Below are 20064 nucleotides of genomic sequence, written 5' to 3' on the forward strand. Positions count from 1 at the left end.
TTTTAAGCGGTTTTCCGATTTTTCTGATATAATGGTCTCATTCTCCTCGAAAGGAACCAAAATATGCACAAAAAAATGATCGCTCTAGATCTAGACGGAACTCTCTTGAATTCCGAAAGCAAATTGAGCGACTTTACCATTGATACGATTAAAAAGATTAGTTCCCTTGGCCATAAAATCATTATTACGACAGGTCGTCCCTACCGCATGGCACATACCTATTACAAACAATTGGAGCTAGATACCCCGATGATCAATTTTAATGGCTCCCTAACGCATCTCCCAGAGAAAAAATGGGTGGATGAACAATGCTTGACTTTAGATAAAAAATACCTGCTAGATATGGTCGCCAACCGGGATACCATCCAGGCAGACTTTATCGCTGGCGAATACCGCAATAAATTCTTTATTACCGATCCAAATGAGCACGTTGCAGACCCTAAACTATTCGGTATTGAATCTTTCCAACCAGAAAATCAATTCAACCCCGAACGGGTAACGAGCGACCCAAACTGTATTCTCTTTCAAACGAAAGCGGAAGACAAATATGCTCTGGCAGATGAAATGAATCGGCATTATGACTACAATCTGTCTATCAATACTTGGGGTGGTCCCTTAAATATTCTGGAATGCAATCCAAAAAATGTGACCAAAGCTTCTGCTCTGACCTACCTTCTGGATAAACTCAATATGGATCAGAAGGATTTGATTGCCTTTGGAGACGAGCACAACGATACCGACATGCTAGCTCTAGCCGGTCATGGATACGCTATGAAAAATGCCAGCTCCGTCCTTCTCCCCTATGCAGACTCCATCACTGATTTCACGAATAATGAAGATGGTGTCGCGCGCCAATTAATACAATTATTCTTATAATATTAACAGACATGAGTTACGCCCTCATGTCTTTTTGTCCCCTAAATCCTTAATCGGTTAATCAATACCTCCCTTTTTTCCCATTTTTTTATTGTTCAATAGATAAGTTTGTGATATTATTAATATAGTTATTAAAGAAGCGCTTTCAAAAATTCTAAACCGCTTCTCGTTCACTTAAGGAGGAACAAAATGAAAGCTGTTGTTGTAAATCCAGAAGGTACCGGTGTTGAAATTGTTGCGAACAAAGAAATGCGACCACTTGAAACAGGGGAAGCTCTTGTTCAAATCGAATACTGTGGTGTCTGCCACACTGACTTGCACGTCGCACATGGAGACTTCGGTAAAGTTCCAGGCCGTGTTCTTGGACACGAAGGAATCGGTATTGTTAAAGAAGTTGCTCCAGATGTTAAGAGCCTTAAAGTTGGTGACCGTGTCAGTGTTGCTTGGTTCTTCGAAGGATGTGGAACTTGTGAATACTGTACAACTGGTCGCGAGACTCTTTGTCGGACTGTTAAAAATGCTGGTTACTCTGTTGATGGAGGAATGGCTGAACAATGTATCGTTACTGCAGATTATGCAGTGAAAGTACCTGAAGGATTAGATCCTGCCCAAGCTTCTTCTATTACGTGTGCAGGTGTTACAACTTACAAAGCCATCAAAGAAGCCAAAGCTGAACCAGGACAATGGATCGTTATCTATGGAGCTGGTGGACTAGGAAACTTGGGTGTTCAATATGCTAAGAAAGTCTTCAACGCACATGTCATTGCTGTCGATATCAACAATGATAAACTAGAATTGGCGAAAGAAATTGGTGCAGACTTTGTCATCAACGGTCGCGAAGTTGAAGATGTCCCAGGATTGATCAAAGAAAAAACAAATGGTGGAGCTCACTCTGCTGTCGTAACAGCTGTTTCTAAAGTAGCTTTCAACCAAGCAGTAGATTCTGTTCGTGCAGGTGGCCGCGTTGTCGCAGTTGGTCTTCCTTCTGAAATGATGGACCTCAGCATTGTGAAAACTGTATTAGATGGTATCCAAGTCATTGGTTCTCTTGTAGGAACTCGTAAAGACTTGGAAGAAGCTTTCCAATTTGGGGCAGAAGGCTTGGTAGTCCCTGTCGTTCAAAAACGTCCAGTAGAAGATGCGGTCAAAGTCTTTGACGAAATGGAAGCCGGAACCATTCAAGGACGTATGGTACTTGACTTTACAAACTAAACAACTGAACCTACAGGACTAGCCCAACTGGGCTAGTCTTTTTTAGTGCTCCCAATCACTCTATTTTACAATTTATTATATATTTATTTTTTATTTTTGGAGATATAGATCGATTGTTGGAATCTTTTTATTGAACTATGAAACCTACATATCATTGATTTCTTCTGCCATCATCAACTAATAAACGAGAGCCATTCAATAGCATTCAATTTTTATCTAACGATAACTCAATATAACAAGTTAATATTTTTATACCGAGATTTTGATAGAAAAATTGACTTAAGTGTGAAAACGATTTATAATAAAGTAGCTTAAAGTTTTCTTAAACTGAAAGTCAAACAAATTTTATAAGGAGGAATGTCAATAATGAGTATTGGTATCATTATTGCTAGCCACGGTGAATTTGCAGCTGGAATCCACCAATCCGGCTCGATGATCTTTGGGGATCAAGAGAAAGTTCAAGTGGTTACGTTCATGCCAAGTGAAGGCCCGGATGATCTCTATGCTAAATTTAATGCAGCTGTTGCCGCATTTGATGCAGAAGATGAAGTCTTGGTTTTGGCTGACCTTTGGAGTGGTTCTCCATTTAACCAAGCAAGTCGCGTCATGGGAGAAAATCCAGATCGTAAATTTGCGATCATCACAGGATTGAACCTTCCGATGTTGATTCAAGCTTATACAGAGCGTTTGATGGATGCAAATGCCGGCGTTGATCAAGTCGCTGCAAACATCATCAAGGAAGCAAAAGACGGTGTCAAAGCTCTTCCAGAAGAATTGAATCCTGTTGAAGAAGCTAGTACAGCTGCTGCTGCTCCTGTAGCCCAAGCTGCTATTCCAGAAGGAACAGTTATCGGAGATGGAAAACTCAAGATTAACCTTGCCCGCTTAGATACACGTCTTCTTCATGGACAAGTTGCAACTGCTTGGACACCTGATTCAAAAGCCGATCGGATCATTGTTGCTTCAGATTCTGTTGCCAAAGATGAACTCCGTAAGGAATTGATCAAACAAGCGGCACCAAATGGTGTGAAAGCAAACGTTGTCCCAATTCAAAAATTGATCGACGTTGCAAAAGATCCACGTTTTGGAAATACCCATGCTTTGATCTTATTTGAAACACCTCAAGATGCTCTTCGCGCCATCGAAGGTGGTGTTCCGATTAAAACCCTGAACGTTGGTTCAATGGCCCACTCAACTGGTAAAACCATGGTTAACAATGTGTTGTCAATGGATAAAGATGACGTAGCTACATTTGAAAAAATGCGTGATCTTGGAGTAGAATTTGACGTCCGTAAAGTGCCAAATGACTCTAAGAAAGATTTGTTTGACTTAATTAACAAAGCTAACGTTCAATAATCGATTACTTACGAAAGGATTTTAAACATGTCTATTATTTCTATGGTATTAGTGGTCGTTGTTGCCTTCTTAGCAGGTCTTGAAGGTATCCTTGACCAATTCCAATTCCACCAACCCCTTGTTGCTTGTACCTTAATCGGTTTGGTAACAGGTAATTTGACTGCTGGCATTATGCTTGGTGGTTCACTTCAATTTATTGCACTTGGCTGGGCAAACATTGGTGCCGCAGTTGCGCCCGATGCTGCCCTTGCATCTGTCGCTGCTGCCATCATCATGGTACTTGGGGGAGACTTCAGTGCAAAAGGAATCGCTGTCGCTCAAGGTGTCGCTATTCCACTTGCAGTTGCTGGTCTTTTCTTGACAATGATCGTCCGCACCCTTTCCGTTGGTTTGGTCCACACTGCCGATGCTGCTGCTAAAAAAGGTGATATCAAAGGTGTAGAACGTGCTCACTTTGTGGCCCTTCTTCTTCAAGGTCTTCGTATCGCTATTCCTGCAGCCCTCTTGTTGATGATTCCTGCTGAAACTGTCAAAACTGCTCTTGAAGCAATGCCAAAATGGCTCGCTGATGGAATGCAAATCGGTGGTGGTATGGTTGTAGCCGTTGGTTATGCCATGGTTATCAACATGATGGCTAGCCGTGAAGTATGGCCATTCTTTGCCATCGGTTTTGCACTTGCAGCTGTTAGCCAATTAACTTTGATCGCTCTTGGAGCGATTGGTGTTGCCCTTGCCTTGATCTACCTTACTCTTTCTAAGAAAGGTGGCAATGGAGGTGGCGGAGCCGCTACTTCTAACGATCCAATCGGCGACATTCTCGAAGACTATTAAGAAAGGTGTGACACTATCATGACTGAAAAATTACAATTATCTAAATCAGATCGTCAAAAAGTTTGGTGGCGTTCAACCTTCTTGCAAGGTTCTTGGAACTATGAACGGATGCAAAACTTGGGTTGGGCCTACTCATTGATCCCAGCTATCAAAAAACTTTACACGAAGAAAGAAGACCAAGCGGCTGCTCTTGAACGTCACATGGAATTCTTTAACACTCACCCATACGTTGCTGCTCCTATCATCGGGGTAACACTTGCTCTTGAAGAAGAAAGAGCAAACGGTGCTGCGATTGACGATGCTGCCATCCAAGGGGTTAAAATTGGTATGATGGGTCCTTTGGCGGGTATCGGAGATCCAGTCTTCTGGTTTACAGTACGTCCAATTCTTGGGGCTCTTGGTGCATCACTTGCTGCGTCTGGTAATATCCTTGGTCCACTCATCTTCTTTATCGCATGGAATGCGATTCGTATGGCCTTCTTGTGGTACACGCAAGAACTTGGCTACAAAGCAGGTTCTGAAATTACCAAAGATATGTCTGGTGGGATCTTGCAAGACATCACTAAAGGGGCTTCTATCCTTGGGATGTTCATCCTCGCTGTCTTGGTAGAACGTTGGGTATCTATTAAATTCATCTTTAATGTTTCTTCTGTCAAATTAGACGACAAAGCTTATATCCACTGGGATAAACTTCCTGAAGGTTTCAAAGGAATTCAAGAAGCCTTCGCGCAAGTTGGTTCAGGCCTATCTCAAACACCTGAAAAAGTTACAACTTTCCAACAAAACTTGGATTCATTGATTCCTGGTTTGATGGGATTGCTTCTTACTTTTGCTTGTATGTGGTTGTTGAAGAAAAAAGTATCTCCAATCACTATCATCATCGCTCTCTTTGTAATCGGTGTATTAGCACACGTTGCTGGCTTGATGTAAGCAAAGATCAACTAAAAAGAAGGTTTCGGCCTTCTTTTTATTATGATATAATGGAGTGAACAGCAATACAGGAGGATCTCATGGCTCAATCATTGAATAAAACCGTTGAATTCCATACTACAGGGGTTTCTTACCTTGGAGTGGGGGGAAAGGTTGGAAAAATCCTAGTCGGGAATGCCGCTTTTGAATTTTATGCGGATGCTAATGTTGAAGACTACATCCAAATTCCCTGGCAAGAAATCGAGCGAATCGGAGCCAATGTATCCGGACGTAAAATTAGCCGCCATTTTGAAATCTATACCAGAGAATCAAAATTTCTCTTTGCTTCAAAAGACTCTGGAAAAATTTTAAAGATTGCTCGGGAACATCTGGGAAATGATAAAATTGTCAAACTTCCTACGTTGATCCAAATCATCACGGCTAAAATTAAAAATCTATTTGCAAAATAGGATCTTTTCTTGTATAATAGACGCAAACGGATAAGTAAGTTAAGAGTCTCTTTCAGAAAGTCTGCGGTTGCTGCGAGCAGATAGAAATCTTAATTGAAATTCTACCGTTTAGTTAAAATACAATATTGAATCAAGTGCACACCTGTGAAGTTGGATGGAACCGTGGCTCTGCCACTCCAACACTGTAACAGGTGTGTTTTTTGTTAAAGGAGAAGCTATGTTAGATATTAAACGGATTCGTACAGAATTTGATACAGTTGCTAAAAAATTGGCAACACGTGGAGTAGATGCGGCTATTTTGAATGAAATGAAAGAAATCGATGCCAAACGTCGAGACATCTTAGTCAAAGTAGAAAATCTCAAAGCAGAGCGCAACACCGTATCTGCTGAAATCGCTCAAGCAAAGCGTAACAAGGAAAATGCAGATGATAAGATTGCTGCCATGCAAACCCTCTCTGCTGAAGTCAAAGCATTAGATACAGAATTAGCTGAAATCGATGCGAAATTGACTGAATTCACCACTACCCTTCCAAACATCCCCGCTGACAGTGTTCCTGTTGGAGCAGATGAGGATGACAACGTTGAGGTTCGCCGTTGGGGAACACCTCGCGAATTTGGCTTTGAACCAAAAGCTCACTGGGATTTAGGCGAAGACCTTGATATCCTTGACTGGGAACGCGGGGCTAAAGTTACTGGTGCTCGTTTCCTCTTCTACAAAGGACTTGGAGCTCGCTTAGAACGTGCCATCTACAACTTCATGTTGGACGAACATGGTAAGGAAGGCTACACTGAAGTCATCCCTCCTTACATGGTCAACCATGATTCTATGTTTGGTACTGGTCAGTATCCAAAATTCAAGGAAGATACTTTTGAACTTAGCGATACCAATTATGTCCTCATTCCAACAGCCGAAGTTCCTTTGACAAACTACTACCGCGATGAAATTCTTGATGGGAAAGATCTTCCAATCTACTTCACTGCTATGAGTCCATCTTTTCGTTCAGAAGCTGGTTCAGCCGGTCGTGATACTCGTGGATTGATCCGTTTGCACCAATTCCATAAGGTTGAAATGGTGAAATTTTCCAAACCAGAAGAATCATATGATGAATTGGAAAAAATGGTTGTCAATGCTGAAAATATCCTTCAAAAACTGAACCTTCCATACCGTGTGGTAGCTCTCTCAACGGGAGACATGGGCTTCTCAGCTGCCAAGACTTATGACTTGGAAGTATGGATTCCAGCGCAAAACACCTACCGTGAAATCTCAAGCTGTTCTAATACAGAAGATTTCCAAGCTCGCCGTGCGCAAATCCGCTATCGTGATGAAGCAGATGGCAAGGTAAAACTCCTTCACACTTTGAACGGTTCAGGGTTAGCTGTCGGACGTACCGTCGCTGCTATTCTTGAAAACTACCAAAACGAAGACGGTTCTGTGACCATTCCAGAAGTCCTTCGCCCATACATGGGTGGCGCAGAAGTCATCGCACCAAAATAAAGTTTAAAAAAACTGAGTCTTGCAAATTGCAAGCTCAGTTTTTTAATATTTACGAAAACGTTGGTAGCGTTGCTCCAGAAGCTCTTCGAGAGGTAAAGCTTGTAAAACCTTTAACTCTTCCTGTAATTCCTTCTTCACTTGAGCCAGTAGTTCCCCATTCGAAAATCCATGCTCGGGAATCACCTTATCGACAATTTCCATATTTAACAATTCGTGAGAAGTAATCTTCATCAACTCTGCTGCTTCCATGGCACGGCTTCCATCTTTCCAAAGAATAGAGGCAAAACCTTCTGGACTCAAGACCGCATAGATGGAATTTTCAAGCATCCAGACCTTATCTGCTACAGCAAGAGCCAAGGCACCACCAGAGCCACCTTCTCCGATGATAATCGCGATAATTGGAACTTTTAGATCACTCATTTCCATGAGGTTGCGGGCAATGGCTTCCCCTTGTCCTCGTTCTTCAGCACCAACACCAGGATAAGCACCCGCTGTATTGATAAAGGTCACAACTGGACGACCAAATTTCTCCGCTTGCTTCATGAGGCGCAAAGCTTTTCGATAGCCTTCTGGATGGGGTTGCCCAAAATTACGTTTTAGATTATCCTGAAGATTTTTTCCTTTTTGGATCCCAACGACTGTAACCGTTTGATCGCCTAATCGTCCAATCCCACCAATCACCGCACCATCATCACGGAAGTTTCGATCTCCATGTAATTCGATAAAATCATCAAAAATTCCTTGAGCAAAATCAAGCGCAGTCAATCTTCCTTGGTCACGTGCCTCTTTAATAATCTGTGTTATTTTACTCATGTTTACCTCCATGAAGGGCCAATAATTGTCCAACTGTTGCTCGGATTTGGCTTCTCTCCACGATCAAGTCTACAAATCCATGTTCTTGTAGAAATTCTGCTTTTTGGAAATCATCTGGCAATTGTTCACGTACAGTAGACTCAATCACGCGTCGACCAGCAAAACCAACCAAGGCCTGACTCTCTGCCATGATAATATCACCTTCCATAGCAAATGAAGCCGTTACCCCACCGGTTGTCGGATCTGTCAATACCGTCAAATAGAATAATTTTTCTTTAGAATGACGTTGAACAGCCGCAGAAATTTTTGCCATTTGCATCAAACTCACGATTCCTTCTTGCATCCGAGCACCACCGGAAGCAGTAAAGAGAACAACTGGCAATTCTTCTTTTGTCGCAAATTCAAATAAACGAGTAAGTTTTTCGCCTACTACAGAACCCATTGAAGCCATGATAAAGTTGGAATCCATGATCCCAAGCGCAACTTTTTGCCCTTTAATCAAGGCAGCTCCAGTCAGGACAGCTTCATCCAGTCCTGTCATTTCCCGCACTGCTGCTAATTTCTTCTTATAATTTGGGAAATTCAAAGGATCTGTCGTTTCGATTCCTGTAAACATTTCTTCAAAGCTAGCTGGATCCACTGTCAACGCCAAGCGTTCTTTAGCAGAAATACGGAAGGTATAGCCACAATTCGGGCATACTCGTTCACTACCTAAATCCTTTTGGTAAATGGTATGTTTACAACCTGGGCATTGTGAAAATAGTTCATCAGGAACTTCAGGTTTTGGCTGAGGCTCCTTCCAGGCTGACCTATTCGGATTGATCCGAATATATTTATCTTTTTTAGAAAATAATGCCATTACTTACTCCTTATAATATGCTACAGTATCTGAAGCATTACTATAAAAGCCTGAAACTGTGAAGATGATGTTCATACTTCCCTCACAAGTCCAGGCTTTTTCATCATTCCTTATTATAATTTGGAAGGAATTGTTCCATCAAAAATGCAGTGTCATAATCACCAGCGATCACATGTGAATCTGAAATCAAATCCAACTGGAAACTGCTATTGGTGGTGACACCATCGATTTCCAACTCATAAAGAGCACGCTGCATTTTCATCAGTGCATCAAAGCGATTTTCCCCATGGACAATGATCTTAGCAATCATACTATCATAGTATGGTGGAATCGTATACCCAGGATACACAGCAGAATCCACACGCAAGCCAACCCCACCACTTGGAAGATAGAGATTAGTGATCTTACCAGGGCTAGGTGCAAAGTTGAAGGAAGGATTTTCCGCATTGATCCGGCATTCAATCGCATGGCCTTTAATGACAATATCCTCTTGAGTAACGGATAATTCTTGGCCAGCTGCGATTTTAATCTGTTCCTTAACGATATCAACTCCTGTTACAAATTCCGTGACAGGATGCTCTACTTGCACACGGGTATTCATTTCCATAAAGTAGAACTCACCCTTGCCTTCATCATACAAGAATTCAATCGTTCCAGCATTCTCATACCCAACTGATTCAGCAGCCCGAACAGCAGCAGAACCAATTTGATTACGAAGCGTTTTTCCGATAGCAATTGAAGGGGATTCTTCTAAAACTTTTTGGTTATTTCGTTGAAGAGAGCAATCGCGTTCACCTAAGTGAATGACATGTCCATGCTGATCCGCTAAAATCTGTACTTCAATGTGGCGTGCCGGATAAATCACCCGCTCCATATACATGGCACCATTCCCAAAAGCAGCTTGAGCTTCTGAGGAAGCAGATTCAAAAGCAGCAACCAAATCTTCTGGTTTTTCAACCTTCCGAATTCCCTTGCCACCGCCTCCTGCAGATGCTTTCAACATCACAGGGTAACCAATACGCTCTGCAATCTCGAGGGCTTCTTCAGCAGTATACACTTCACCATCTGATCCAGGAATAACAGGCACTCCTGCTTTGATCATCTGTTTACGAGCATTAATCTTATCCCCCATCAAATCCATGACTTTAGAAGAAGGACCAATAAATTTAATGCCCACTTCCTCACACATGGTCGCAAATTTTGAGTTTTCACTTAAAAATCCAAAACCAGGGTGGATAGCTTCTGCACCAGTTAGAACAGCTGCAGACAAGACAGCACTCATATTCAAATAAGACTCTGTTGATTTAGCAGGTCCAATACAGACTGCTTCATCCGCTAGTAAGGTATGCAAGGCTTCTTTATCAGCAGTAGAATACACTGCAACCGTCTCGATGCCAAGTTCACGAGCCGCACGAATAATGCGTACTGCAATCTCACCACGATTGGCGATTAAGATCTTACGAAACATAGATAGGCCTTTCTTAATTTCCAATTGCAAACGTAAGCGTTCCTGAAGCTGCAAGCTTACCGTCTACCTCTGCTTTCGCTTCAACAACAGCAATGGTTCCACGACGTTTGACAAAAGTAGCTGTCATCACCAGTTGATCTCCTGGAACGACTTGTTTTTTAAACTTCACCTTGTCCATCCCTGCATAAAAGACTAATTTTCCTTTATTTTCAGGTTTTGACAACTCTAGTACACCTGCTGTTTGTGCCAAAGCTTCCATGATGAGAACACCTGGCATAACAGGATATTGTGGAAAATGTCCATTAAAAAATGGTTCATTAATTGTCACGTTTTTAATGGCAACAATCGTATCTTCGCTTGTTTCTAAAACGCGATCCACCAAAAGCATTGGGTAACGATGCGGCAAAGCCTCACGAATAGCATTAATATCAATTGTCATTTGATTCGAACCAATCCTTTTCCAAATTCAACCATTTCTTCATTCGTTACTAAAATTTCAGTGACTACCCCATCTTTTGGTGCTGGGACTTCATTCATCACTTTCATGGCTTCGATAATCAAGAGTGTTTGACCCTTAGTGACCCTATCTCCTACAGATACAAAGGCTGGTTTATCCGGAGCTGGCGACAAGTAAGCCACCCCAACCAATGGACTTTCAACCACATCACCTTCTGCAGCCTGAGCTGGAGCAGCAACTGGTTCAGCCGCTACAGCTGGGGTTGCTGGTGCTTCAACAACAGGGGCTACTACAGGAGTTTGAGGAGTTGCTACCACTTCAAGTGCAGGAGCAACCGGTGTAGCCGCAACTGAACTCGTTTGGTTTTTACTCAAATTCAATTCTTCGCCATTATTTTTATATGAGAATTCACGCAAAGTTGACGCATCAAATTGAGCCAACAAATCTTTGATTTCAGAAATATTCATGAATTAACCCTCCCAACGTTTAAAGGCCAGAACAGCATTGTGTCCTCCAAAACCAAAGGTATTTGAGATAGCGTACTGAATATCCGCTTCTTGACCTTCACCATAAACAACGTTTGCTTCGATATAGTCAGACAATTCTTTAGTACCAGCAGTTTTTGGTACAAAGCTGTGACGAATCGCTTCGATAGTAGCAATCGCTTCAACTGCACCAGCAGCACCTAACAAGTGTCCTGTAAATGATTTAGTAGATGATACAGGAACTTCTTTACCAAGTACAGAAACAATAGCTCCGCTTTCACCTTTTTCATTAGCAGGTGTAGAGGTACCATGTGCATTGACATAATCGACATCCTCAGGTTTGATACCCGCTTCATTGATCGCCAATTTAATCGCTTTAGCCGCACCTGAACCATCTGGGGTTGGTGTTGTCATATGATAAGCATCACAGTTTGATCCGTAACCAACAATCTCAGCCAAGATGTTAGCACCACGTTTTTGAGCATGTTCCAAGCTTTCAATAACGAGAACCCCTGCACCTTCACCCATCACAAAACCATTACGGTCTTTGTCAAATGGGATAGATGAACGTTCTGGGTCTTCCGTTGTTGAAAGGGCCGTAAGAGCATTGAAACCACCGATACCAATCTTAGTAATCGAAGCTTCAGCACCACCTGCCAAAACAACATCATGCATACCAAATTTAATCTCACGGAAAGCTTCACCAATTGCATCATTAGCAGAAGCACAAGCTGTTGTCACGGATTTACATACCCCTTGAGCCCCAATCTTAAGTGCGATGTTTCCAGCACCCATGTTTGAAAGAGCTTTTGGAATAAACATTGGTTGGATTCTCTTCATCCCACGTTCATGCATCCGGATAATTTGATCTTCCAATTCTTGCAAACCACCGATACCAGATGATACAATCACGCCTACACGATCACGGTCTTCTTCTTCCATATTCAAGCCTGAATTTTCAATAGCTTCCATCGCAGCATAGATTGCATACAATGAGTATGTATCCATACGATTTTGATCTTTTTTCACAAAATATTTATCGAATGGGAAATCTTGAATTTCACCAGCATTAAAGACTGGAATTTCAGAAGCATCAAATTTCGTAATGGGCTTGATTCCAATTTTTCCTTCATGAAGGCTATTCCAGAACTCCTCTGGTGTATTTCCGATTGGTGAGGTTACACCGTAACCTGTAACAACAACACGATTTGTAGACATATATATTCTCCTTTTGTCGGATGGATATTTAAGTAAGTGATTTTCGATCAGTGAGCATTCATTATTGCATAGTCATGCCGCCATCAATGGCAATTGTTTGACCAGTTAAATATTCTTGACCTGCCAAGAAAGCCGCAACTTCTGCCACTTCTTCAGCTTGACCAATTCGTTTCATTGGCACTTGAGCTAGCATGGCATCTTTCATTTTCTCTGGAATAGCATCAGTCATATCTGATTCAATGAAACCAGGTGCAATGGCATTCACACGAACGCCACGAGCCGCAACTTCACGCGCTACTGATTTAGTGAAACCAATCAAACCAGCTTTTGAAGCCGCATAGTTCGCTTGACCGATATTCCCCATTAGACCAACAACAGAGGACATGTTGATAATGGCCCCTTGACGAGCTTTAGACATCGGTTTTAAGACAGCTTGAGTCATATTAAAGGCACCTGTCAAGTTGATTTTCAAGACCCGTTCAAAATCTTCTTCAGTCATTTTCAACATCAACTTGTCGTTTGTGATGCCAGCGTTATTGACCAAAACATCAACACTTCCAAGCTTTTCAATTGCTTCAGCTACCATACGTTGCGCATCTTCGCCATTAGAAATATCCCCAGAAATACCAACAACAGTCACACCATAGTCAGCAAACTGCGCAAGCAAGTCCTCAGAAATTTCAGAACGTCCATTTAGGACAACATTAGCACCGAGACTCGCAAATTTATGAGCCACAGCCAATCCAATTCCGCGTGTTGAACCTGTTACAAAAACATTTTTATTTTTAAGTTCCATCTTTACCTCGTTTTAAGCATTCAGAAGTGCATCTAGACTAGCCTGATCTTCGACGTTATGAGTTGGAAGAGTTTTATCAATTTTCTTCAAGAATCCTGACAAGACTTTTCCAGGTCCAATTTCGATGACCTCATCTACACCAAATTCTTGAATCGTAGCAATTGAATCATAGAAACGAACCGGTTCTTTTACTTGACGGGCCAAAAGTGCTTTCACATCTTCTGACTTCATGATAGTAGCTTCTGTATTCCCAACTAAAGGAAGATCAAAATCATTAAATGATACTTTTTCTAGTTCAGCCGCCAATTTTTGACTAGCTGATTTAAGTAAAGCTGTGTGGAATGGACCTGACACATTCAAAGGGATCAAGCGTTTGGCACCTGCTTCCTGCAATAGTTCCACAGCATAGTCCACAGCCGCAACCTCACCACCAATCACAATTTGTGCTGGCGTATTGTAGTTAGCTGGTGTTACTACACCCTTTTCGGATGCTTGTTGACAAATCTCCTCGATCAAACTTGGGTCTGTATTCATAACAGCAACCATTTTCCCACTTCCAGCGGGAGCTGCCGTTTCCATGAATTCACCTCGTTTCGCAACCAAAGCTACTGCATCTTCAAACGAAAGAGCTCCAGCCGCAACCAGGGCAGAATATTCCCCCAAAGAGAGACCGGCAACAATATCAGGAGTGATACCATTTTCTACTAAGAGACGATAAATGGCTACTGACGTTGTCAAAATAGCTGGTTGAGTATAGCGTGTCTGATTCAGTTTTTCTTCGTTAGAATCAATCAATTCACGCAAATCATAACCTAGAATACGACTAGCCGTATCAAATGTCTCTTTAACAACGGGATAAGCCGCATACAAATCGCTCGCCATGCCCAATTTCTGAGCCCCTTGACCAGCAAATAAGAACGCACGTTTTGTCACTATCCTAATCCTTTCGACGTTTTTAGACGTTTACATCTGCCCAACGAGCAGCCTCTCTTTGAATCACCTTGGCTGCACCATAATAGATATCTTCTAGAATTTCAGCACAAGTTTCTTCCTTGCTCACAAGACCAGCAATTTGACCTGCCATTACAGATCCATTGTCAACATCTCCATCAACAACGGCATTGCGAAGGGCACCTGCTCCTAATTCTTCAATTTCTTCTTGAGTCTTCTTACCTGCCAAGAAATCTCTTTCAGCTTGGTTATAGGCAGAAGCCAATTTATTCTTGATCGCACGAACAGGGTGTCCAACAACTGATGCTGAAACTACCGTATCAATATCTTTCGCTTTCAAGATTTTATTCTTAAAGTTCTGGTGAGCGTTAGATTCTTTAGCAACCACGAAACGAGTTCCCACCTGAACAGCTTCAGCGCCTAACATAAAGACAGCTGCAGCACCGGAACCATCAGCGACACCTCCAGCACCAATTACTGGAATAGAAACAGCTTCAACCACTTGACGAACCAAGGTCATGGTCGTCAATTTACCAATGTGACCTCCAGCTTCCATGCCTTCTGCAATCACCGCATCGGCACCCAATTTTTCCATCCGTTTTGCAAGGGCAACAGACGGAACCACTGGAATGACAGTGATCCCTGCTTCATGGAAACGATCCATGTATTTCCCAGGATTTCCAGCGCCAGTTGTAACAACTTTTACACCTTCTTCAATCACCAGGTCAACAATGTCATCCGCAAATGGGGACAAAAGCATGATATTTACACCAAAAGGCTTATCTGTAATAGACTTCACCTTATCAATGTTAGCCTTAACAACTTCTTTTGGAGCGTTTCCACCACCAATGATTCCAAGACCACCGGCATTTGATACCGCTCCGGCCAAGTCACCATCAGCTACCCAAGCCATCCCACCTTGGAAGATTGGATACTTAATATTCAATAGTTCAGTAATTCGTGTTTGCATAATTCCTACCTCATTTTTCGCTTAAGTAATAGTTTGAGTTTGTATGACTGTTTCTTTGAGCCTCAAACTATTACCTAAACAAGAGAGAATATCTTTCGATACTCTCATCTATCATTATTTTGTTTTTTCTTCTACGTAAGCAACAAGATCACCAACTGTAGACAATCCTTCTTCAGTTTCGATTTGGATATCAAATGCATCTTCAATTTCAGAGATTACTTGGAACAAATCCAAAGAATCTGCTTCTAAATCTTCGAAAGTAGATTCAAGAGTTACTTCTGATGGTTCTTTACCAAGTTCTTCAACGATAATTTCTTGTACTTTTTCAAATACTGCCATGATTGGCCTCCTTAAAAATAATAAATAAATTTTTAAAATGTGTTTCCACATGTTTAACTAGATTGTAACAAGAAGTGTGCCCCATGTCAAACCTCCACCGAATCCTGTTAGAAGGATCTTTTGACTTCCATCCATCTTGATTCGATGATTCTCGACACACTCCGATAATAGAATGGGGATACTAGCAGCACTAGTGTTCCCATATTCCATCATATTTGCTGGGATTTTCTCTCTAGAGACACCCAGTTTTTTTGACATCTTATCTAACATTCGGTCATTCGCCTGGTGTAACAGAAAATAGTCAATCTCTTCTGCTTCCATAGAGGCGTCTGCTATAATTTTTTGAATACTTTTCGTTACATCACGAATAGCAAAATCAAAAACTGCTCGTCCGTCCATTGTCAGATATTTTCGATGAGAAACTTCATCTGAATAAGGGGAAGATAGACCCAAATAGCAAGATTCCAAACTATTACCTCTACTCCCGTCCGTATACAGATTCTCAGCTAAAAATGTTTTTTGATCACTAACTTCAAGTAAGACACCCCCAGCTCCATCACCAAAAAGCACAGAGGTGGATCGATCCGACCAGTCCAAGACCTTTGAAAGCGTCTCGCTACCGATCACAATCCCTCTCTGATACATTCCAGATGAAATGTATTTTTCAGCTGTCGATAACGCAAATACAAATCCACTACAAGCCGCTGTCAGATCAAAGGCAAATGCTCGCGAGGCTCCAATATTGGCTTGGACTCGAGCAGCAGTAGAAGGCATTAAGCTATCTGGTGTAATCGTAGCAACAATGATGAAATCAAGATCTTCTGCGGATAATTTAGATTTTTCCAACAGTCTCTTAGCAACCTCTGTTGCAAGATCACTTGTCATTTCCGCTCTTGAAATATGACGACGAAGAATTCCTGTCCGACTGCTAATCCATTCATCACTAGTATCCATGATCTCAGCCAAATCATCATTTGATATGACTTGGTCAGGTGCATAATGAGCAACTTGACTTATTTTAGCAAAGACCATTATTTGATTTCCTCCAAGAAACGATACAAATTCTGTAACCCCTTTTGCATCACTTTCTTCTCTTCAGGACTCATATCTCCAATAATTTGGTTGACCATCCGTTTATGGAATTGCTGATGAAGACGATAAAGGAGACGACCATTTTTCGTTAAACTTAAGTGTACAACCCGGCGATCAACCTCTGATCTTCTTCTTTCGATATACCCTTTGCGTTCAAGATTATTCAAACTTGTCGTGACAGTCCCTAAAGTCACCATCAACTCCCGTGAAATATCACTCGGTGTTGCATTCGGTGTCGAACCAATCACATCAATCGTATGCATTTCCTTTATAGAAACATCTTTGAATCGACTTGCTCTTAGGCTCGACTCCTCAATAACCAAAACATTATTAAAGATGGATGTTAAATAATCGTTAACTAATTGGTAATTCAAAACTCCACCTCCTAAATTACTTTGACAGTCGAATTGTATCAAAAATGAAAATAATTTGCAAGCATTTTTTCAAAAAACACAGAAAAAATACAAATTTATTTTCCTTTAAATTGTGGACGTCGTTTTTCAGAGTAGGCAATAACCCCCTCCTTAAAATCTTCCGTAAAAGCTAGTTTCTTTTGCAATTCCAATTCAAGACCCGCATATTGATCCCAATCTTTCAGGAATGCTTCCCATACCATCTCTTTCATAGCAGCATAAGAATTTGAAGATCCTCTTCTTAATTTTTTAAGCAGTTGATCTACCGTCTTATCGAGTTTATCAGATTCACATACACGGTAAGCTAGGCCATAATCAAATGCCTTTTCAGCGTTCAGGGCTTCACCCGTCATTACTAAATGAGTAGCACGAGACATTCCAATAGATTTTCCTAATAAGAATAAACCACCTGCATCTGGTGCTAAACCAACCCCAACAAAAGCCTGAATGAATTTTGTCCGCTCACTAATAATACAAAAATCAACAGCTACTGCAATGTTTGCTGCTGCCCCTGCGACAGCTCCATCTGCCACCATGATAACTGGCTTAGGCAATTGTTTAATTTTCTTCGAAATAGTATTAACCAATTCCGCAATTAAGACAAGAGACTCGATGTCATCCGCATCAACTGCACGTTTCATTTCGCTCAAATCCCCACCAACTGAAAAGATTTTTCCTTCTGCTGACAGAATAATGAATTTAACTTCCTCATTGGTTTCTGCATCTTCCAAAGCAGCTAAAATTTCTTGACACATTGGAATGTTAAAACCATTTGATACCTCAGGACGATTTAAAGAAATCGTTGCTAGGTCATTTTCAACTGAATACAAAATTGTTTCAAACATCTCAGACTCCTTTTGTTTTAATATTAAATATTTTGATATTAAAACTTATGAATTATAACATATCATACCACAAAAAATAAAATTAGTAAAATATATCTATATGATGTAACAAAATTGTAAAGTTTGAATAGTTTCAACCTTTTGCCTCAGAAGTTACAAATACTATTTCCTATCAGGAAATAAATTGTATCAATAACTGAACTTTGGTATAATGTATTAATGAAAACTATTAAGGAGAAAACATGAAAGTAACAAAATTCGGTGGAAGTTCTCTAGCATCAGCTTCTCAATTAAAAAAAGTACTTGATATCATTAAAGATGATCCAGAAAGAAGGTTTGTAGTTGTATCGGCTCCAGGTAAACGCAATGCAGAAGATACAAAAGTAACAGATGCTCTGATTCGATATTATAAAGAATTTACTTCAGATAAGGATGTTACTCAAACACAACAGTGGATTATAGAGCGTTATCGTGCTATTACGGAAGAATTGGGTCTCAAAGAATCCATTATTCAAGAAATTGCTGAAGATATCTATGATTTGACAAATTTACCCAAAAAAGGAAACCCATTTACATACGATGCATTCCTAGCTGCTGGTGAAAATAACAATGCTAAACTCATTGCTGCTTATTTCAATCAAAATGGCTTAGAATCAAGATATATTCATCCAAAAGAAGCAGGAATTACCGTTACTGCAGAACCTTCCAACGCTCGGATTTTGCCATCTAGTTACGATAAAATTGAAGAACTAAAAGATTCAAGTGAAGTGATTGTCGTTCCAGGATTCTTTGGTGTTACCCAAGATGGGGACATTTGTACATTTTCTCGTGGTGGTTCTGATATTACAGGATCAATCATTGCTGCTGGTGTAAAAGCAGACTTATACGAAAACTTTACGGATGTCAATGGAATATTTGCTGCACACCCTGGTATTATTAAAAATCCCCACTCGATTCCTGAGTTAACCTACAAAGAGATGCGTGAATTAGCCTATGCTGGCTTTTCTGTCTTGCATGATGAGGCTCTCGTACCAGCATACAGAGGTAAAATTCCTCTAGTAATAAAAAATACAAACAATCCAAATCATCCTGGTACAAGAATTGTTTTAGAACATTCTAATGATCATGTAACTGTAGTAGGAATCGCAGGTGATTCAGGTTTCGTAAGTATCAATATGACCAAATACCTCATGAACCGTGAAGTTGGCTTTGGTCGTAAAGTTTTACAAGTACTAGAAGATCTTAACATTAGTTGGGAACACATGCCAACTGGTATCGATGACTTATCTATAATCTTACGTTCACGTGAACTCACTCCAATTAAAGAACAAGAAATTTTAAAACAATTAACTCAGAAACTTGAAGTTGACACAGCTGAGATTGAACATGATCTTTCAATCATTATGATTGTTGGTGAAAAAATGAAAAGTCAAGTTGGGGTTACGGCAACTGCAGCCAAAGCACTATCAGAAAATGAAGTTAATATTCAAATGATTTCACAAGGTTCTAGTGAAGTTTCCATTATGTTCGTTGTAAGTAAAAACCAAGAAGAAAAAGCCATTAAAGCTTTATATAATGCATTTTTCTCAAATAACTAATAAATAGATAAATGTTCCGTTACTTAACAGGTACTTCGGATTGAAGAAAAAATCAATTTTGATTACTTTCTTCAATCTTTTTTTTTACCAGAGAAAGCAAAAAACTCTTAAAAATAGTACTATATCAGCATTCCTAAGAGTTTCCATTATATGGTAAGCAACCTCAAAATAGAAATTTTCTATTGTTTATTGGGATTGTATACATTCTGAAGCTCCAATTGCCTAATAGAGCTTTTTCTAAAAAATAAAAGAGGTAAATAATTGACCTCTTTGAATATACTCCGCCAGTAGGACTCGAACCTACGACATCATGATTAACAGTCATGCGCTACTACCAACTGAGCTATGGCGGAATCAAGCTAAGCGACTTCCTTATCTCACAGGGGGCAACCCCCAACTACTTCCGGCGTTCTAGGGCTTAACTGCTGTGTTCGGCATGGGTACAGGTGTATCTCCTAGGCTATCGTCACTTAACTCTGAATGTTTAAACATTCAAAATTGAATATCTATATTCTAACAAACTAAACCTAACTTTGTCAATATCTTCTGACTCTTTGGATAAGTCCTCGAGCTATTAGTATTAGTCCGCTCCATTGCTCACACAACTTCCA

General features: G+C 40.7%; 21 protein-coding genes, 1 tRNA gene and 1 rRNA gene. 8 read left to right on the top strand and 15 right to left on the bottom strand.

All coding sequences use genetic code 11. The features are described from left to right. Positions 1 to 63 precede the first annotated feature (63 nt). The 7 genes from PCY07_RS07030 to serS all read left to right on the top strand — a co-directional run bounded on the left by PCY07_RS07030 (position 64) and on the right by serS (position 7149). Entirely contained in the window at positions 64 to 876 is an 813-nt protein-coding gene (locus PCY07_RS07030) for a Cof-type HAD-IIB family hydrolase (RefSeq protein WP_003018455.1), read from the top strand. A 189-nt stretch (positions 877 to 1065) separates the two neighbouring features. After that, on the top strand, positions 1066 to 2088 hold the full coding sequence (adhP, locus tag PCY07_RS07035; RefSeq protein ID WP_013904728.1) for an alcohol dehydrogenase AdhP: 1023 nt from the start codon (positions 1066 to 1068) through the stop codon (positions 2086 to 2088). Between the two features lie 366 nt (positions 2089 to 2454). After that, the gene (locus PCY07_RS07040) at positions 2455 to 3444 is read left to right on the top strand and encodes a PTS sugar transporter subunit IIB (RefSeq protein ID WP_003010431.1); all 990 of its coding nucleotides are present in this window, start codon (positions 2455 to 2457) and stop codon (positions 3442 to 3444) included. Between the two features lie 27 nt (positions 3445 to 3471). Then, positions 3472 to 4275, top strand: a complete 804-nt coding sequence (locus PCY07_RS07045) for a PTS mannose/fructose/sorbose transporter subunit IIC (protein ID WP_013904726.1) — start codon at positions 3472 to 3474, stop codon at positions 4273 to 4275. Between the two features lie 18 nt (positions 4276 to 4293). After that, positions 4294 to 5205, top strand: a complete 912-nt coding sequence (locus tag PCY07_RS07050) for a PTS system mannose/fructose/sorbose family transporter subunit IID (RefSeq protein WP_155200063.1) — start codon at positions 4294 to 4296, stop codon at positions 5203 to 5205. 80 nt (positions 5206 to 5285) lie between these two features. Next, entirely contained in the window at positions 5286 to 5654 is a 369-nt protein-coding gene (locus tag PCY07_RS07055; protein ID WP_023920226.1) for a DUF956 family protein, read from the top strand. A gap of 217 nt (positions 5655 to 5871) precedes the next feature. Beyond that, entirely contained in the window at positions 5872 to 7149 is a 1278-nt protein-coding gene (serS, locus tag PCY07_RS07060) for a serine--tRNA ligase (RefSeq protein WP_041818457.1), read from the top strand. A gap of 42 nt (positions 7150 to 7191) precedes the next feature. Here serS and PCY07_RS07065 read toward each other — a convergent pair whose 3' ends face one another. From PCY07_RS07065 to PCY07_RS07125, 13 genes are all read right to left on the bottom strand, one after another. Then, positions 7192 to 7962 carry an acetyl-CoA carboxylase carboxyl transferase subunit alpha gene (locus PCY07_RS07065; RefSeq protein ID WP_021154504.1) on the bottom strand — a complete coding sequence of 257 codons (771 nt, stop codon included), beginning with the start codon at positions 7960 to 7962 and terminating at the stop codon, positions 7192 to 7194. Further along, positions 7955 to 8821, bottom strand: coding sequence for an acetyl-CoA carboxylase, carboxyltransferase subunit beta (gene accD / locus PCY07_RS07070; RefSeq protein ID WP_301356661.1), 867 nt, complete (start codon positions 8819 to 8821; stop codon positions 7955 to 7957). The genes PCY07_RS07065 and accD overlap by 8 nt, the downstream gene beginning before the upstream one ends. A gap of 103 nt (positions 8822 to 8924) precedes the next feature. Continuing rightward, entirely contained in the window at positions 8925 to 10289 is a 1365-nt protein-coding gene (locus PCY07_RS07075; RefSeq protein WP_301356662.1) for an acetyl-CoA carboxylase biotin carboxylase subunit, read from the bottom strand. A gap of 13 nt (positions 10290 to 10302) precedes the next feature. Further along, positions 10303 to 10728, bottom strand: a complete 426-nt coding sequence (fabZ, locus tag PCY07_RS07080; protein ID WP_003004019.1) for a 3-hydroxyacyl-ACP dehydratase FabZ — start codon at positions 10726 to 10728, stop codon at positions 10303 to 10305. Continuing rightward, entirely contained in the window at positions 10725 to 11213 is a 489-nt protein-coding gene (gene accB / locus PCY07_RS07085; RefSeq protein ID WP_301356663.1) for an acetyl-CoA carboxylase biotin carboxyl carrier protein, read from the bottom strand. The genes fabZ and accB overlap by 4 nt, the downstream gene beginning before the upstream one ends. A 3-nt stretch (positions 11214 to 11216) precedes the next feature. After that, entirely contained in the window at positions 11217 to 12449 is a 1233-nt protein-coding gene (fabF, locus tag PCY07_RS07090; RefSeq protein WP_003010454.1) for a beta-ketoacyl-ACP synthase II, read from the bottom strand. A gap of 61 nt (positions 12450 to 12510) precedes the next feature. Next, entirely contained in the window at positions 12511 to 13245 is a 735-nt protein-coding gene (gene fabG, locus PCY07_RS07095) for a 3-oxoacyl-[acyl-carrier-protein] reductase (RefSeq protein WP_003010456.1), read from the bottom strand. Between the two features lie 12 nt (positions 13246 to 13257). Then, positions 13258 to 14178 (bottom strand): ACP S-malonyltransferase, encoded by a 921-nt coding sequence (fabD, locus tag PCY07_RS07100; RefSeq protein WP_247920033.1) that lies wholly within the window; start codon positions 14176 to 14178, stop codon positions 13258 to 13260. Positions 14179 to 14200: 22 nt separating this feature from the next. After that, positions 14201 to 15166 carry an enoyl-[acyl-carrier-protein] reductase FabK gene (gene fabK / locus PCY07_RS07105; RefSeq protein ID WP_013904716.1) on the bottom strand — a complete coding sequence of 322 codons (966 nt, stop codon included), beginning with the start codon at positions 15164 to 15166 and terminating at the stop codon, positions 14201 to 14203. A gap of 114 nt (positions 15167 to 15280) precedes the next feature. Beyond that, positions 15281 to 15505 (bottom strand): acyl carrier protein, encoded by a 225-nt coding sequence (locus PCY07_RS07110; protein WP_003003892.1) that lies wholly within the window; start codon positions 15503 to 15505, stop codon positions 15281 to 15283. 57 nt (positions 15506 to 15562) lie between these two features. After that, positions 15563 to 16537 (bottom strand): beta-ketoacyl-ACP synthase III, encoded by a 975-nt coding sequence (locus PCY07_RS07115; RefSeq protein WP_049499914.1) that lies wholly within the window; start codon positions 16535 to 16537, stop codon positions 15563 to 15565. Beyond that, positions 16537 to 16971 (bottom strand): MarR family winged helix-turn-helix transcriptional regulator, encoded by a 435-nt coding sequence (locus PCY07_RS07120; RefSeq protein WP_003003993.1) that lies wholly within the window; start codon positions 16969 to 16971, stop codon positions 16537 to 16539. The genes PCY07_RS07115 and PCY07_RS07120 overlap by 1 nt, the downstream gene beginning before the upstream one ends. Before the next feature lie 95 nt (positions 16972 to 17066). Next, the gene (locus tag PCY07_RS07125) at positions 17067 to 17855 is read right to left on the bottom strand and encodes an enoyl-CoA hydratase (protein ID WP_014712690.1); all 789 of its coding nucleotides are present in this window, start codon (positions 17853 to 17855) and stop codon (positions 17067 to 17069) included. A 242-nt stretch (positions 17856 to 18097) separates the two neighbouring features. Here PCY07_RS07125 and PCY07_RS07130 point away from each other — a divergent pair, with 242 nt between their 5' ends. After that, positions 18098 to 19453, top strand: coding sequence for an aspartate kinase (locus tag PCY07_RS07130; protein ID WP_013904712.1), 1356 nt, complete (start codon positions 18098 to 18100; stop codon positions 19451 to 19453). 279 nt (positions 19454 to 19732) lie between these two features. Here PCY07_RS07130 and PCY07_RS07135 read toward each other — a convergent pair. Beyond that, positions 19733 to 19806, bottom strand: a tRNA-Asn gene (locus PCY07_RS07135). Between the two features lie 5 nt (positions 19807 to 19811). After that, positions 19812 to 19927, bottom strand: a 5S ribosomal RNA gene (rrf, locus tag PCY07_RS07140). Between the last annotated feature and the right edge of the window lie 137 nt (positions 19928 to 20064).

The organism is Streptococcus sp. SP1 (assembly GCF_030440005.1).
GTDB lineage: Bacteria > Bacillota > Bacilli > Lactobacillales > Streptococcaceae > Streptococcus > Streptococcus parasanguinis.